Origin of the sequence: Sphingomonas sp. 7/4-4 (genome assembly GCF_027941955.1) — a bacterium.
In the GTDB taxonomy this organism is placed as follows: Bacteria; Pseudomonadota; Alphaproteobacteria; order Sphingomonadales; family Sphingomonadaceae; genus Sphingomonas.
Genome location: NZ_CP115960.1, coordinates 2,123,549 through 2,137,010, shown reverse-complemented (window position 1 = coordinate 2,137,010; position 13,462 = coordinate 2,123,549). Strand labels below are relative to the sequence as shown.

General features: G+C 66.5%; 18 protein-coding genes. 12 read left to right on the top strand and 6 right to left on the bottom strand.

What is annotated here, in order from left to right; translation table 11 throughout:
• Positions 1–16 precede the first annotated feature (16 nt).
• Positions 17–931: a peptidoglycan-binding domain-containing protein gene (locus tag PIB19_RS10740; RefSeq protein WP_271240808.1), complete on the top strand. Its 915-nt coding sequence runs from the start codon at positions 17–19 to the stop codon at positions 929–931.
• A 10-nt stretch (positions 932–941) separates the two neighbouring features.
• Here the strand turns inward: PIB19_RS10740 and PIB19_RS10735 are convergent, their stop codons facing one another.
• The 3 genes from PIB19_RS10735 to PIB19_RS10725 form a co-directional block, all read right to left on the bottom strand.
• Complete coding sequence (locus PIB19_RS10735; RefSeq protein WP_271240807.1) at positions 942–1,952, bottom strand: phage tail protein; 1,011 nt, start codon at positions 1,950–1,952, stop codon at positions 942–944.
• 200 nt (positions 1,953–2,152) lie between these two features.
• Positions 2,153–2,308: an MmyB family transcriptional regulator gene (locus PIB19_RS10730; protein ID WP_271240806.1), complete on the bottom strand. Its 156-nt coding sequence runs from the start codon at positions 2,306–2,308 to the stop codon at positions 2,153–2,155.
• Positions 2,299–2,934 (bottom strand): helix-turn-helix domain-containing protein, encoded by a 636-nt coding sequence (locus PIB19_RS10725; protein WP_271240805.1) that lies wholly within the window; start codon positions 2,932–2,934, stop codon positions 2,299–2,301. Before PIB19_RS10725 ends, PIB19_RS10730 begins: the two co-directional genes overlap by 10 nt.
• 122 nt (positions 2,935–3,056) lie before the next feature.
• Here PIB19_RS10725 and PIB19_RS10720 point away from each other — a divergent pair, with 122 nt between their 5' ends.
• Positions 3,057–3,314 carry a hypothetical protein gene (locus tag PIB19_RS10720; RefSeq protein ID WP_271240804.1) on the top strand — a complete coding sequence of 86 codons (258 nt, stop codon included), beginning with the start codon at positions 3,057–3,059 and terminating at the stop codon, positions 3,312–3,314.
• Entirely contained in the window at positions 3,311–3,433 is a 123-nt protein-coding gene (locus PIB19_RS10715) for a hypothetical protein (RefSeq protein ID WP_271240803.1), read from the top strand. The genes PIB19_RS10720 and PIB19_RS10715 overlap by 4 nt, the downstream gene beginning before the upstream one ends.
• Before the next feature lie 132 nt (positions 3,434–3,565).
• Here PIB19_RS10715 and dnaJ read toward each other — a convergent pair whose 3' ends face one another.
• Positions 3,566–4,681: a molecular chaperone DnaJ gene (gene dnaJ / locus PIB19_RS10710; RefSeq protein ID WP_271240802.1), complete on the bottom strand. Its 1,116-nt coding sequence runs from the start codon at positions 4,679–4,681 to the stop codon at positions 3,566–3,568.
• 118 nt (positions 4,682–4,799) lie between these two features.
• A complete protein-coding gene (gene dnaK, locus PIB19_RS10705; RefSeq protein ID WP_271240801.1) occupies positions 4,800–6,713 on the bottom strand; it encodes a molecular chaperone DnaK in 1,914 nt (637 codons plus the stop codon).
• A 176-nt stretch (positions 6,714–6,889) separates the two neighbouring features.
• On the opposite strand from dnaK, the gene PIB19_RS10700 reads away from it, so the two are divergent.
• The 9 genes from PIB19_RS10700 (at position 6,890) to PIB19_RS10660 (ending at position 12,605) form a co-directional block, all read left to right on the top strand.
• Positions 6,890–7,327 carry a copper chaperone PCu(A)C gene (locus tag PIB19_RS10700; protein ID WP_271240800.1) on the top strand — a complete coding sequence of 146 codons (438 nt, stop codon included), beginning with the start codon at positions 6,890–6,892 and terminating at the stop codon, positions 7,325–7,327.
• 85 nt (positions 7,328–7,412) lie between these two features.
• Complete coding sequence (locus PIB19_RS10695; RefSeq protein ID WP_271240799.1) at positions 7,413–7,955, top strand: PH domain-containing protein; 543 nt, start codon at positions 7,413–7,415, stop codon at positions 7,953–7,955.
• Positions 7,956–8,288: 333 nt separating this feature from the next.
• Positions 8,289–9,014: a CDP-alcohol phosphatidyltransferase family protein gene (locus PIB19_RS10690; RefSeq protein ID WP_271240798.1), complete on the top strand. Its 726-nt coding sequence runs from the start codon at positions 8,289–8,291 to the stop codon at positions 9,012–9,014.
• Positions 9,015–9,020: 6 nt separating this feature from the next.
• Complete coding sequence (locus PIB19_RS10685; protein WP_271240797.1) at positions 9,021–10,112, top strand: inositol-3-phosphate synthase; 1,092 nt, start codon at positions 9,021–9,023, stop codon at positions 10,110–10,112.
• A 7-nt stretch (positions 10,113–10,119) separates the two neighbouring features.
• Positions 10,120–10,821, top strand: coding sequence for a phosphocholine cytidylyltransferase family protein (locus PIB19_RS10680; RefSeq protein WP_271240796.1), 702 nt, complete (start codon positions 10,120–10,122; stop codon positions 10,819–10,821).
• Positions 10,822–10,894: 73 nt separating this feature from the next.
• Entirely contained in the window at positions 10,895–11,446 is a 552-nt protein-coding gene (locus tag PIB19_RS10675) for a DUF3617 domain-containing protein (protein WP_271240795.1), read from the top strand.
• Between the two features lie 33 nt (positions 11,447–11,479).
• Positions 11,480–11,842, top strand: a complete 363-nt coding sequence (locus PIB19_RS10670) for a hypothetical protein (protein ID WP_271240794.1) — start codon at positions 11,480–11,482, stop codon at positions 11,840–11,842.
• Between the two features lie 49 nt (positions 11,843–11,891).
• Complete coding sequence (locus tag PIB19_RS10665; RefSeq protein ID WP_271240793.1) at positions 11,892–12,356, top strand: vgr related protein; 465 nt, start codon at positions 11,892–11,894, stop codon at positions 12,354–12,356.
• A 9-nt stretch (positions 12,357–12,365) separates the two neighbouring features.
• Positions 12,366–12,605: a hypothetical protein gene (locus PIB19_RS10660; protein WP_271240792.1), complete on the top strand. Its 240-nt coding sequence runs from the start codon at positions 12,366–12,368 to the stop codon at positions 12,603–12,605.
• 27 nt (positions 12,606–12,632) lie between these two features.
• Here PIB19_RS10660 and PIB19_RS10655 read toward each other — a convergent pair whose 3' ends face one another.
• Positions 12,633–13,367: a class I SAM-dependent methyltransferase gene (locus PIB19_RS10655; protein WP_271240791.1), complete on the bottom strand. Its 735-nt coding sequence runs from the start codon at positions 13,365–13,367 to the stop codon at positions 12,633–12,635.
• Positions 13,368–13,462 lie beyond the last annotated feature (95 nt).

The window sequence follows — 13,462 nt, the reverse complement described above, 5'->3', positions numbered from 1 at the left end:
GAGGGAGGGAAGTAGAGTGCTTTCCACTGCGCGCGATCGGGTTTATCCTCGGCGCGGGCACAAGGGGGCATGCCATGGCGATCGGTGCATCGGTGGGCAAAGGGGAGTCAACGAACTCGCCGACGTGCTCGTCGTCCAGCATTTGCTCAATGGCTGGCTGGCAGCCACCGGGCAGGAGCTGATCCCGACCACCGGGGTCTGCGGACCGCTCACGATCGACGCGATCAAGGCCTTCCAGTCACGGGTGCTCGGCGCCGCGAGCCCCGACGGGCGCATCGATCCCGGCGGCAGGACGTGGCAGAAGCTCGCGGCCGGAACGCCGACACCATCGCCCGCTCCGGCGCCCGCGCCGACCCCTGCACCCCCGCCGAGCGCTCCGACATCGCTGAGCGGCGCGGCGTGGTGGCATGCCAATCAGGCGCTTTTCCCCAACAGCGCCGCGATCGGCGATCTCGTGCCGCCGTTCCGCGACAACGTCACTGCGTTCGTCAAGGCGCTCCGGGACGCCGGCGCCGATGTCAGGATCTCGGCGACGCGCCGCAATCGCAGCCGCGCGCAGCTGATGCATTTCTGCTTCCGGGTCGCCAACGGCTCGGTCGCCCCGCGCGACGTTCCCGCCATCGCGGGCTGCGCGATCCAATGGGATCATGGCGATCTGGCAAGATCGAAAAAGGGCGCGCAGGAGATGGTCGATCTGTTCGGCATCGCCTTCCAGCCCTCGCTCACATCGCTCCATATCGAGGGCAGGGCGATCGACATGACGATCGGCTGGACCGGCACGATCAAGGTCCGCGACAAGTCCGGCAGCCCGCGCACGGTCTCGACGCCGCGTTCGGGCAACACCAACAAGGACCTGCACGCGATCGGCAAGACCTATGGCGTGATCAAGCTCGTGTCGGATCCGCCGCACTGGAGCGACAACGGCCACTGATCGCGGGCCGTCAGAACCCGGTCAGGATCCGTCCGCGAAGATCGGGCAATGCGAAATTCTGCCCCGAACTGCCGAACCGCGTGCCGATCACTGCGAAGAGCGCCGGATATAGCCCCGCATCGAGCAGCGATCCGTCGCACAGCATCCAGCCGTCGGGCGCTTCGGGCCCGGCATAAGCGATCACCTGGCCCAGAAACCCTTCGGACTGCGGGAAGGCCCCGGTCCCGCCGGCGGGCGGCGCCGCGCCGGTGACGCAGATCAGATAATTGAGCCCGATCGCCGGCACCGGCGTCGCCACGCGCCCGCCGAGCGCCACTGCGGGCAATCCCGGCGCGGCGCCCGCGCCGATCGCCGCGAATCCGTCGAGATCCGGCAGCGTGAACCCCACCGGGTTGCCGCCATAGGTCTGGCCGATCAGCTGATAGAGCGGCACATTGGCCGAGATCGGCAGCATCTGTCCGCTGGCCGGCATCCAGCCCGGCGGGGCATAATTGCCGCCAAAGGCCGCGATCATTCCCAGCAATGGCGCCCCGCTGCCCGCCTCGGTTGCGATCAGATAGGTCAGCGTCAGCGTCTGCGGGCCGAACATGCCGGGCTGCGCTCCGCCCACCGGCGTGCGCCCGGTCAGATTGGGCAATCCCAGATGCATGCCGTCGCCGCCAAAGCTGAAGCCGAACACCGCCATCAGCGGCTGGTTGGTCGCGACCGGCACCATTCGCCCGTCCGCGGCCGGCGCGCCGAAAGCGGCGCCCGTGCCCGCGAAGCTCTGGATCATGCCGAGCGTGAAGCCGGCGGGATCGTCGCCCGCGCGCATCGGAACCTCGCCGCTGGTCGCAACGAGCTGGAAAAGCGCCAGCGCCGGCTGCACCGGTGGCGCTGCCGCGGGATCGACGGGTGCGGGCTCGGGCGCCGGCTGGGCCAAGCGCGGTTCGGGCTGCGGAGAATCGTCTCGCTGCGCAGGAGTGCCGAAGCCGAATATGCGGAGCAGGCGCCGCAGCGCGTCGATGAGTCGTGCCAGCATGGACGATGTCCCCCGGAGGCGTCGTCCGCCTCCGGGGAGTCGATATACGCCGCCGCGCACTATCCGTCCAATATCGCCCAAGACGGGATGCAACCATTTCGGAGGACAATCTCGGCGTACGCCGTGGCTGAGATTGGCCACCCCGCGCAGGCGCCAATTTTATCTTTCCGAGACAGTCGCTTGACTATGAACCGTCTTGATCACTTTGCAGTGAGGCGCTCCAGCGTCGCTTCGTCGGCCGGGAAGAACGCCTCGATCGCCAGTTCGTCGAGCGTCACGTCGCGCGGCGTGCCGAACACCGTGGTGGTGCTGAAGAAACGCAATTCGCCCAGCGGCGAGTCCAGCCTCAGCGGCACCACGACCTCGCCGAAACCGTCCACATCGCCGCTCCCTCCGCGGAGGGATAGCCGCAAAGCTCGTCGAGCAATGCCGCCAGCGTAGGATCGCTGGTCAGCCACGCCTGGCGCCGCAGCCGCTCGAGCAGATGCGCCCGCCATTCGCCCAGATTGAGGATGCGCGACGCCAGCCCCTCGGGATGCAGGCTCAGCCGCAACACGTTGACGCGGCCTTCGAGCAGATGTTCCGCGACACCTGCGAGCAGCGGCGCCACCGCGGCATTGGCCGCGACCATGTGCCAGTGGCGATCGACCGCCAGCGCCGGAAAGGGCTCGTGCCCCTTGAGCACAAGCTCGACCGCGCGCCGGGCCGGGGCCAATGCCGGGTCGTCGAGCGGCCGCTCCGAATAGACCGGCGCATAGCCGGCGCCGAGCAGCATCGCGTTGCGCTCGCGCAGCGGCACTTCGAGCTGCTCGGCGAGCAGCAGCACCATCTCGCGGCTCGGCTGCGCGCGCCCGGTTTCGATGAAGCTCAGATGCCGGGTCGAGATTTCCGCGTCGAGCGCGAGCTCCATCTGGCTCAGCCGCCGCTGCTGGCGCCAATGCTTGATCTGCTCGCCCAGCGGCCGGACCTGCTGTGTGTTCATCGCATTTCTCCCTCGCGTCGCTGGTATCGCGGGGCGCGCACGCATTCCATTACCTGTCGGGTAATCGACCTGCGTCCGCCGATCGCCATGCTTGGGGACACTCAAGCAAGGGAGATACGATCATGACACGCAACCAACTGCTCTGCCCGGTGATGCTGTTCGATGCCGCCACCTGCCTGGCGATGGGCGGCCTTCTCGTCGCCGCGGCCGGTCCGATCGCCGGGCTGACCGAACTGCCCGTGCCGTTGCTCCGCGAGGCCGGGATCCTGCTGTTCCCGTTCGCCCTGTTCGTGCTGTGGGCGGCGCGGCAGGGGGCGGCTGGCAGGTGCAGCTCGTGGCGGGGCTCAACCTCGCATGGGTCGCGGCGAGCTTCGGCGTGATTGCATGGGTGCAGCCCAATGGGCTCGGCATCGCGTTCGTCGCCGTGCAGGCGCTGGCGGTCGGGGCGATTGCGGCGCTGCAATTCCATGCGCTCGGCGAAACGCGCGTCCGCATCTGAGAGCGTCAATCCTCCCCGCCAGGGGAGGTGGCATGCGCGGCATCGCGGAGGGGAGGAAGCACTAACCTCGCGGCGTGCTTACTCCCTCCGTCGCCTTCGGCGACACCTCCCCTGGCGGGGGAGGGTAAATCTTCATCCCAAAGCCGACTTGATCTTGGCGAAGAAGCCGCTCGTCTGCGGGCATTCGTCGCCCGTTTCGGTGCAGCGGAATTCCTCGAGCAGTTCGCGCTGCTTCGCGGTCAGCCTGGTCGGCATCTCGACTTCGAGCCGCACGACCAGATCGCCGTGTCCGCGCCCCTGCAGCACCGGCATGCCGGCGCCGCGATGGCGGACTTCGCGGCCCGGCTGCGTGCCCGGCGCGATCTTGATCACGTGCTTCTCGCCGTCGAGGCCGGGCAAAGTGATTTCGCCGCCCAGTGCCGCCGTGGTGAAACTGATCGGCGCATTGGCGAACAGGGTCGTGCCCTGCCGCTCGAAGATCGCATGCTTGGCGACGTGGAGGAAGATGTAGAGGTCGCCCGCCGGGGCGCCGCGCGCGCCCGCTTCGCCTTCGCCCGAGAGCCGGATCCGGGTGCCTTCGTCGACGCCCGGCGGCACGTTGATCTTGAGCGTCTTGGTCTTGTCGGTGCGTCCCTCGCCGCGGCAATCACGACACGGATCGGCGATCACTTCACCGGCGCCGTGGCAGACCGGGCAGGTCCGCTCGACCATGAAGAAGCCCTGCTGCGCGCGCACCTTGCCGTGGCCGTTGCACTGCTTGCACTGGTGCGCCTGCGTCCCCGGCCTTGCGCCGGTGCCCGAGCAGCTGTCGCACAGGCCGGACACGTCGACGGTGATCTCGCTGGTCGTGCCGTGCCAGGCATCCTCGAGGCTGATCTCCATGTCGTAGCGCAGGTCCGCGCCGCGCAGGTTCGGGCGCCCGCCGCGGCCGCCCATGAACTCGCCGAACACGCTTTCGAAGATGTCGCTGAACGCGCCGAAATCCTGCGCGCCGTGCCCCGGGCCGCCGCCCATCCCGTTCTTGAACGCGGCATGGCCGAAGCGATCATAGGCGGCGCGCTTCTGCGGATCCTTCAGGCATTCATAGGCTTCGCTGATCGCCTTGAACTTGGCCTCGTGATCCTTGCACCCGCCATTCTTGTCGGGGTGATATTTGATCGCGAGCTTGCGATACGCCGATTTCAGCGCCGCCTCGTCCGCGTTGCGCTCGCATTCGAGCAGTTCGTAATAATCGACTTCGGTGGTCATGCCCGGCCCCCGCCCCAATCCGTCACCCCAGCGAGCGCCGGGGCCCAGGGTCGCAAGCGATGTCGCCTGGGGCTCCGGGTCCCGGCTTCCGCCGGGGTGACGTTGGTACGCATTTTACTTACGCCTTGTTGTCGTCCACTTCGGAGAACTCGGCATCGACGACTTCCTCGTCGCCCGCCTCGTTTCCGGCAGCCGCGCCGTCCGCGCTCGGCGACGCGTTCTCGGCGGCCTGCTTCTCGTAGATCGCCTGGCCCAGCTTCATCGCCACCTGGGCGAGGTTCTGCGCCTTGGCCTGCATGTCGTCGGCGTCGCCGCCCTCGATCGCGGTCTTGGTCTCGGCGATCGCCGCCTCGATCTCACCCTTCAGCGAGGCATCGACCTTGTCGCCATTCTCGGCGAGCTGGCGCTCCGTCGTGTGGACGAGGCTCTCGGCGTTGTTCTTCGCCTCGGCCCCCGCGCGCCGCTTCTTGTCCTCTTCGGCGAACTGCTCGGCGTCGCGGACCATCTGCTCGATGTCGGCGTCACTGAGCCCACCCGAGGCCTGGATGCGGATCTGCTGCTCCTTGCCGGTGCCCTTGTCGCGCGCACTGACGTTGACGATGCCGTTGGCGTCGATGTCGAAGGTGACTTCGATCTGCGGCACGCCGCGCGGCGCCGGCGGAATCCCGACCAGATCGAACTGGCCGAGGATCTTGTTGTCCGCCGCCATCTCGCGCTCGCCCTGGAAGACGCGGATCGTCACGGCTTGCTGATTGTCGTCGGCAGTCGAATAGACCTGGCTCTTCTTGGTCGGGATCGTCGTGTTGCGGTCGATCATCCGGGTGAACACGCCACCCAGCGTCTCGATGCCGAGGCTCAGCGGCGTCACGTCGAGCAGCAGCACGTCCTTGACGTCGCCCTGCAGCACGCCTGCCTGGATCGCCGCGCCGATCGCCACGACTTCGTCGGGGTTCACGCCGGTGTGCGGCTCCTTGCCGAAGAACTGCTTCACGATCTCGCGGACCTTGGGCATGCGGGTCATGCCGCCGACCATCACGACTTCGTCGATCGCGCTCGCCTTCAGGCCCGCATCGGCCAGCGCCTTGCGGCACGGCTCCAGCGTGCGCTGAATGAGGTCGTCGACCAGGCGCTCGAGGTCGGCGCGGCTGATCGCCTTCACCAGATGCTTCGGCCCGTTGGCATCGGCGGTGATGAAGGGCAGGTTGACTTCGGTGGTCTGCGCCGAACTCAGCTCGATCTTGGCCTTTTCGGCGGCTTCCTTGAGCCGCTGAAGTGCCAGCTTGTCCTTGGTGAGATCGATGCCCTCGGCCTTGCGGAACTCGTCCGCGAGGAACTGGACGATTTTCGAGTCGAAATCCTCGCCGCCGAGGAAGGTATCGCCGTTGGTCGCCTTCACCTCGAACACGCCGTCGCCCACTTCGAGCACCGAGATGTCGAACGTGCCGCCGCCAAGGTCATAGACCGCGATCGTCTTGTTCTCGTTCTTGTCGAGGCCGTACGCCAGCGCGGCCGCAGTCGGCTCGTTGATGATGCGCAGCACTTCGAGGCCGGCGATCTTGCCGGCATCCTTGGTCGCCTGGCGCTGGGCGTCGTTGAAATAGGCGGGAACGGTGATCACCGCCTGGCTGACGGTCTCGCCGAGATACGACTCTGCGGTTTCCTTCATCTTCTGCAGGATGAACGCCGAGATCTGCGACGGCGAATATTCCTCGCCGCCCGCCTTGACCCACGCGTCGCCGTTCGGGCCGCGGACGATCGAATAGGGCACCAGTTCGGTGTCCTTCTTGGTCACCGGATCGTCGAAGCGGCGGCCGATCAGGCGCTTGACTGCGAAGATGGTGTTGTCGCCATTGGTCACCGCCTGGCGCTTCGCCGGCTGGCCGACCAGTCGCTCGCCGTCCTTGGCGAAGGCGACGATGGAAGGCGTAGTACGCGCGCCTTCCGCATTCTCGATGACCTTGGGCTTGCCGCCTTCCATTACGGCAACGCAGCTGTTGGTCGTGCCCAGATCGATACCGATTACTTTTGCCATGGTCCCTCGTGGCCCCCAGTGTTCAAATTGCTCAGTGTTTAAAATCAAAACCTTGGCTGCCCTTGCCCCAGAATCAGGCGGCGTGGGAGCCATGTCCGAAAGCGATATAGGTGCGCTTCCGCTTGCCGCAAGAAGGGTGGAATTCTAGGAACTTTCCCGAAACGGGAGTTAAGCGGATGCGTGGAATTTCAGGGATCGTTGCGGCGGCGTTGTTGCTCGCCGGATGCGGCAAGCCCGCCGAACTCGGCGCGGACAAGGCCTGGGTCCGCTTGCCCGCGGTCGCCGGACGCCCCGGCGCGGCCTATTTCACGATCCGCGGCGGGGCACAGGCGGATACCCTGCTCGCGGTCTCGACACCCGCGGCGCTGCGTTCGGAGCTCCATGAAACGATGGATCATCAGGGCGTGAAATCGATGCAGCCCAGCCGCGACGTTCCCGTCCCGGCGAAGGGCGAAGTCGCATTCGCCCCCGGCGGCCGCCACGTCATGCTGTTCGATCTCGGCCCCAATGTGAAGCCGGGCACCCGCATTCCGCTCGCTCTGGCCTTCGCCAGCGGCAGGAAGCTGGAACTGCAGGCCCAGGTCGTCGGCGCCGGCGATCCGCCGCCGAATTAATCCAGTCCTCCCTCGCGCAGCGGGGAGGATTTTTCGACTTCCCCACCCTCGCGCATCCGCTATCCTCCCCCAAAGGGAGGCCTGCATGGTTGAAGCCGTCGATCGTTTCCGTTCGTCCACTCTGGGCTGGCTTCGCGGCACGCTCGCGGGGTGGGGGACGATCCTGCTGATGCTCGCCGGGCTGATCGGTTCGATCTGGGCGCTCGCCCAGCGGCCGGTGGGCGGCTGGGCATGGCTGTTCCCGATCATGCTCGCCGCGGGGCTGCTGCTCCTGCTCGCCCGCTGGTTCGAGAATCTCGCGACCACCTATGAAGTGACCGAGGACCGGCTGATCCTCCACAAGGGGATCTTCGTGAAGTCGATCGACGATATCGAGCTCTATCGCGTCAAGGACGTGCGCATCGATTTCACGATCATCAACCAGACCGCCGATCTCGGCACGATCAGCATCACTTCGTCGGACGAGACGACGCGCGACGGGCCGCTGATCATCCGCGACGTCCAGCGCGCCCGCACCCGGCGCGAAGAACTGCGCACGCTCGTCAACGCCGCCCGCCGCAGCCGCGGCGTCCGCGAGATCGACATGGTCCATGAGGATCTGGGCGACATCGCAGGACCGACCGGATAACCGCGTAACGGCGTCCGATCCCGCGAATCGCAGTGTCATAATTGCTGGCGGCATAACGGTTTAGGCGCGAAATCCAGCCGCCAACCGGCGCGGGAGAGGCGCCGAACAACGCATTTTCCCTCCCACGGTTCCGAATCCCTGGCGGTTTCGGCGCAAATGACTTGATGATTGTGTTCCCCGCGCTGTATGTGACGGGCCGATGACATCTCCTCCCCGGACGGATCGCGGGATCGCCGGATCGAGGATCCGACCAACCTCTGGATCATTCACCCTGCAGGGCGGGCCCTGCTTCCTTGGTTCGTCGCGCGCGGAATCTCTGCGAATGCGGTGTCGGTGATCGGGCTGCTGCTCGGCGGATTCGCCGCGCTCGCTTATGCGAACTGGCACGCCTGGCCCTTCGCGTTTCTGGGCCTCCTCTTCTCGATCGGCTGGCTGATTGCCGACGGGCTCGACGGCATGGTCGCGCGCGCGACCGGGACCGCCAGCGCGCTGGGCCGCACGCTCGACGGCATCTGCGATCACGGCGTGTTCGCATTGATCTACATCCTCATCGCCGCCTCGATCGGCACGCTCGAAATCTGGGCCCTCGCCGTCGCCGCCGGTGTGCTCCACGCCGTGCAGTCGAGCCTCTACGAGGGCGAGCGCGCCCGCTTCCATCGCCGCTGCAAGGGGCTGGTCTCCGCGCCGCCCGTGCCGAGTCGCAACCCGCTGGTGCGGCTCTATGACGGCGTCGCCGGCAGCGTCGATCGCATCGCCTTCGTGTTCGACGCAGTGCTCCAGCGCGAGGCGGATCCGGCCGCGTTCGGCCAGGCCTATGGCGCGCGGGCCGCGAAGCCGATGCGGCTGATGTCGCTGCTCAGCGCGAATGTCCGCGTCTACGCGATCTTCTTCGCCTGTCTCGCCGGCAATCCGCGCTATTTTTTCTGGTTCGAACTCATTCCGCTGACGGCGATCCTCGTCGTCGGCCTCACCTGGCACCGCACTGTCGAGTCCCGCCTTCTCCGCAACGCGGAGACGGCATCCGAACATTCGTCGCAATCACATATCCAGAGGACCTGAACTCCAATGAAGAGCATCAACATCGCGATCGTAGGCATCGGCAACTGCGCCAGCTCGCTCGTCCAGGGGCTTTCGCATTACCGCGACGGCGCCAACGACACGGTCGGCCTGATGCACTGGGATCTCGGCGGCTATCGCCCCAGCGACATCCATGTCGTTGCGGCGTGGGACGTCGATGCGCGCAAGGTCGGCAAGGACGTCGCCGATGCGATCTTCGCCAAGCCCAACTGCACCGCGGTGTTCTGCGAGAGCATCGAGCCGACCGGCACCACGGTCCAGATGGGCCGCATCCTCGACGGCGTCGCCGAGCACATGGCCGACTTCAACGACGACCGCACCTTCGTCGTCGCCAAGGACCGCGAAGCGACCAAGGAGGAAGTCATCCGCGTCCTGCGCGAGACCCAGACCGACGTGCTGATGAACTACCTCCCCGTCGGTAGCCAGGAAGCCAGCGAATTCTACGCCGAATGCGCGCTCGAAGCCGGCGTCGCCTTCGTCAACAACATCCCGGTGTTCATCGCCAGCAACCCCGAATGGGCCGATCGCTTCACCGCGGCGGGCGTGCCGATCATCGGCGACGACATCAAGGCGCAGCTCGGCGCGACGATCGTCCACCGCGTGCTGACCGATCTGTTCGCCAAGCGCGGCGTCAAGCTCGATCGCACCTATCAGCTCAACACCGGCGGCAACACCGACTTCCTCAACATGTCGAACCATCGCCGCCTCGCCTCGAAGAAGATCTCGAAGACCGAGGCGGTCCAGTCGGTCGCCGCCGAGCGGCTCGAGGACGAGAACGTCCATATCGGCCCGTCGGATTACGTGCCGTGGCAGAACGACAACAAGGTCTGCTTCCTGCGCATGGAAGGCTCGATGTTCGGCGGCGTGCCGATGAATCTCGAACTGCGCCTGTCGGTCGAGGATTCGCCCAACAGCGCCGGCGTCGCGATCGACATGATCCGCTGCGCCAAGCTCGCCAAGGACCGCGGCATCGCCGGCCCGATCGACGCCGCCTCGGCCTATTTCTGCAAGCATCCGCGCACGCAGATGACCGACGATCTGGCACAGACCGCAGTCGAGGCGTTCATCGCCGCTGCCTGAGGCTGCAATGATCACCACCGCCATCCTGCTCGCCGCGGGCGAAGGCAGCCGCCTTCGTTCCGCGGCGCCGTCCAAGCCGCTCTGCCATGTCGGCGGGCGCCCGCTGATCGAGCACGCGATCGCGGGCCTCGCCGAGGCCGGGCTAATACGGGTAGTGGTGGTGCTCGGCTATGAGGCCGACCGGATCGAGGCGCACCTTGCCGCGCGGCACTGGCCGATCGCAGTCGAGACGGTGCGCACCAGCGATCATCGCCTGCCCAACGGCGTGTCGGTGCTCGCTGCCGAGGCTGCCGTCGCTGGCGAAGACGCCGTGCTCGCGATGTGCGACCATCTCGTCGAGCCCGCGCTCTACGCCCGCGTCGCCCAGGCGGGCACGGGCGGTGGCGCGCGCCTCGCGATCGATCGCCGCATCACTAGCGATCTCGTCGATCTCGACGACGTCACCTGCGTGCGCACCGAAGGCGACGCGATCGTCGCGATCGGCAAGCACCTCGCCGATTACGACGCGTTCGACACCGGCGTCTTCGCGATCGGCCCTGCGCTGTTCGCGGCACTGAACAGCCTTCCTGCGCCTTCGCTCACCGAAGGCATGCGGGTCCTCGCCGCGCACGGCACGGCGCTGACCATCGACTGCAGCGACCTCGACTGGATCGACGTCGACGATCCCGCGGCGCTCGACAAGGCGGAGGTCTGGCTCCGCGCCGCCTGATTGCATCGCTCCGCCGAGCCGATATGGTGGCCCCCGGCACGCGCAGCCGCTGCGCGTAAACAGGGGAATAGCGATGAAATACCTGCTGCTGATCGCGCCGATGGCGCTTGCTGCGTGCAATTCGGGTCCTTCCGTCGAGGCGACCAACGCCACCGCCAAGCAAGTCGCGGAGAAGGTGGCCGCCGCCGGCACCGCACCGCATATGTCTCCGGGACGCTGGGAAGGCACTGCGACGATCACCGACATGCAGATTCCCGGCATGCCCGCCGAGATGGGCGAGAAGATGAAGGCCCAGATGGCCAAGGGCCACAGCTTCTCCAACTGCCTCACGCCCGAGGAAGCCAGCAAGCCCGCCGCCAATTTCTTCGGCGGCAACGAGAGCTGCGTCTATGATCATTTCAGCATGACCAACGGCCAGATCGACGCCGCGATGACCTGCAAGAACCAGGGCCCGGGCGGGACGATGAAGGGTACGATGAAGGGCAGTTTCTCGAGCGACAGCATGCAGCTCGCCATGACGAGCAAGAGCGAGGGGACGCCGGGCCAGCCGATGACGAACATGACGATGTCGATGAAGATGGAATCGAAGCGCGTCGGCGAATGCACCGGCAAGGAGGACAGCTGACCTGGCTTCGCGCCGGTGGCCAGACAGCGGAAAATGCGGATCGGCACATTCGCCGTGCTCGCGGCATTCCTGTTGCTCGGCGGCTGCCCGGGGCCGATCTACGAGTCGCGGAGACTTGAGGCGATCAGGACCGAATCCGCTCGCCTGATGGCCGCCTATGTCGTCGATCCGGTGCAACCTTGGGGCGAGCTACCGCGAAGCGAATGGCCGCCCGCGATCGCGAGCGTCCATCCTGAAAACGTGTTCGTCCAGCGGGAGCAGGTCCGGATCATCGTCGTCCCATTCTTCGACGGTGGCTGGGGATATGAGGTCACTCCACGAAAGGAAAACCTTGGGATGCTCACCGAATGCTACGAGCATCTGCGCGACGGCGTCTTCTGGCACGGTCCGTGTTGATCCCGGAAACTCCGGTGACAAATACGCATCTGATGTTCATGCTGCCGGAATGACCGTCCGCCCGCTCACCGAAGGTGAAATCCGTATGTGCGCTTCGGTCTTCGGCGATGCCGTCGACTATGCCAAGGCGCGCGTCGCCAACAGCAAGTGGATCTTCTTCCAGCCCGCGAACACCACGATGGCGCCGCGCGGGACGATCCACTTCCACCCGAAGAGCGGCATCTATCACGAGGACTTCAGTGCCGCGCCGCTCGGCGTGCAGGGCCTCTTCGTCCACGAGATGACGCATGTCTGGCAGCATCAGAAGGGCATCTTCCTGCCGATCAAGCGCCACCCCTTCTGCCGCTATGATTATGCGCTCAAGCCCGGGCAGAGCTTCGAGAAATACGGGCTGGAGCAGCAGGCGGAGATCGTCCGCCACGCCTTTCTGCTGCGCCAGCGCTGCGTCATCGCCGCGGCGCCCGCGCTGGCGCAGTACGAGACGCTGCTGCCCTTCCGCCCCATCAAAGCCTAGGCTGACGGAATGACGTGGAAGCAGCGGGACAAATCGGCAGCTCAGCCGAAATCGGACAGGGACCCCAGCCGCTGGCTGGGCATAGGCGGCGGAGTCGCGCTGGTGCTGGCGGTGCTGGCCGTTTTGCTCGCCTGGCAACACGCGTCCGACGAGCGGCGTTCGGCCGAGGACGTGAAGGCGCGCGTCGCGGCCGAGATGAACCGGATCGAAGCCGAAGCAGCGCGGATCGAGCGCGAGGCGGGACAATAGAGCACCGCCTCGCCAGGACGGCAGGCTCTAGCCCGGCTTGCGGAAGCGATAGACGAACTGGTCGGTCTTGCCGCGGATCGACGGGTCGAAGACCTTGGCGGTGTGCGGATCGGCCGGATTGGCGAGGATCGGCAGACTGCCGTCGAACTTGAAGCCGGCGCTCTCGATCTCGGCGCGCGCGGCGGCGGGGTCGATGCGGTGGAGGTTGTCGGGCACCGCGAATCCGGGATCGGCGGCCGCGACATGGTCGACCACCAGCAACACGCCGCCCGGCTTGAGCGCGGCGAACAGCTTGCCGGCGACGGTCTTGCCCAGCGTAGGTGCGAATCGCGCCAGATGCAGGTCGTGCCAGTTCTGGACCGTCACGATTGCGTCGAGCGGCTCGGCGAAGCTGACGTCCGCGAAGGGTGCGACGCCGACCGAGACGTTCTTATATTCGTCGGCGAGGGTGGGATCACCCGGCTTGGCCTTGGAGAATTCGGCCGGCTGGAAGCCATAGACATGGCCCTTGGGGCCGACGAGCGGCGAAAGGATGCGCGTCCAATATCCGCCGCCCATCACGAAATCGGCGACCTTGCCGCCCGGCTTGACCTTGAGCATCGAGACGATCTCGCCGGGGTGGCGCGCGGCATCGCGTTCCTTGTCGGCGGCGGGGCGAGCAGGATCGGCTAGCGCGGTCCGGATCGATGCGGGGACGGTCTGTGCGCCGGCGGCTGGCGGTGCGGCGAGCGCGAGCAGGGCAGTGGTCACGAGCAGTTTCACGGCGACTCTCCCATGGTGTTTGAGCGCAGTATGACACGTTGATGTGACGGTTCAAGTTGCCGCGAGTCGTGCGCGCGCCTAAATCCCGATCGCGC

Excerpts from the sequence above, each read along its gene's own strand:
- PIB19_RS10735 (WP_271240807.1), bottom strand. The coding sequence starts at position 1,952 with ATGCTGGCACGACTCATCGACGCGCTGCGGCGCCTGCTCCGCATATTC.
- PIB19_RS10725 (WP_271240805.1), bottom strand. The coding sequence starts at position 2,934 with ATGAACACACAGCAGGTCCGGCCGCTGGGCGAGCAGATCAAGCATTGG.
- PIB19_RS10720 (WP_271240804.1), top strand. The coding sequence starts at position 3,057 with ATGACACGCAACCAACTGCTCTGCCCGGTGATGCTGTTCGATGCCGCC.
- dnaJ (WP_271240802.1), bottom strand. The coding sequence starts at position 4,681 with ATGACCACCGAAGTCGATTATTACGAACTGCTCGAATGCGAGCGCAAC.
- dnaK (WP_271240801.1), bottom strand. The coding sequence starts at position 6,713 with ATGGCAAAAGTAATCGGTATCGATCTGGGCACGACCAACAGCTGCGTT.
- PIB19_RS10700 (WP_271240800.1), top strand. The coding sequence starts at position 6,890 with ATGCGTGGAATTTCAGGGATCGTTGCGGCGGCGTTGTTGCTCGCCGGA.
- PIB19_RS10695 (WP_271240799.1), top strand. The coding sequence starts at position 7,413 with ATGGTTGAAGCCGTCGATCGTTTCCGTTCGTCCACTCTGGGCTGGCTT.
- PIB19_RS10685 (WP_271240797.1), top strand. The coding sequence starts at position 9,021 with ATGAAGAGCATCAACATCGCGATCGTAGGCATCGGCAACTGCGCCAGC.
- PIB19_RS10680 (WP_271240796.1), top strand. The coding sequence starts at position 10,120 with ATGATCACCACCGCCATCCTGCTCGCCGCGGGCGAAGGCAGCCGCCTT.
- PIB19_RS10675 (WP_271240795.1), top strand. The coding sequence starts at position 10,895 with ATGAAATACCTGCTGCTGATCGCGCCGATGGCGCTTGCTGCGTGCAAT.
- PIB19_RS10670 (WP_271240794.1), top strand. The coding sequence starts at position 11,480 with ATGCGGATCGGCACATTCGCCGTGCTCGCGGCATTCCTGTTGCTCGGC.
- PIB19_RS10665 (WP_271240793.1), top strand. The coding sequence starts at position 11,892 with ATGACCGTCCGCCCGCTCACCGAAGGTGAAATCCGTATGTGCGCTTCG.
- PIB19_RS10660 (WP_271240792.1), top strand. The coding sequence starts at position 12,366 with ATGACGTGGAAGCAGCGGGACAAATCGGCAGCTCAGCCGAAATCGGAC.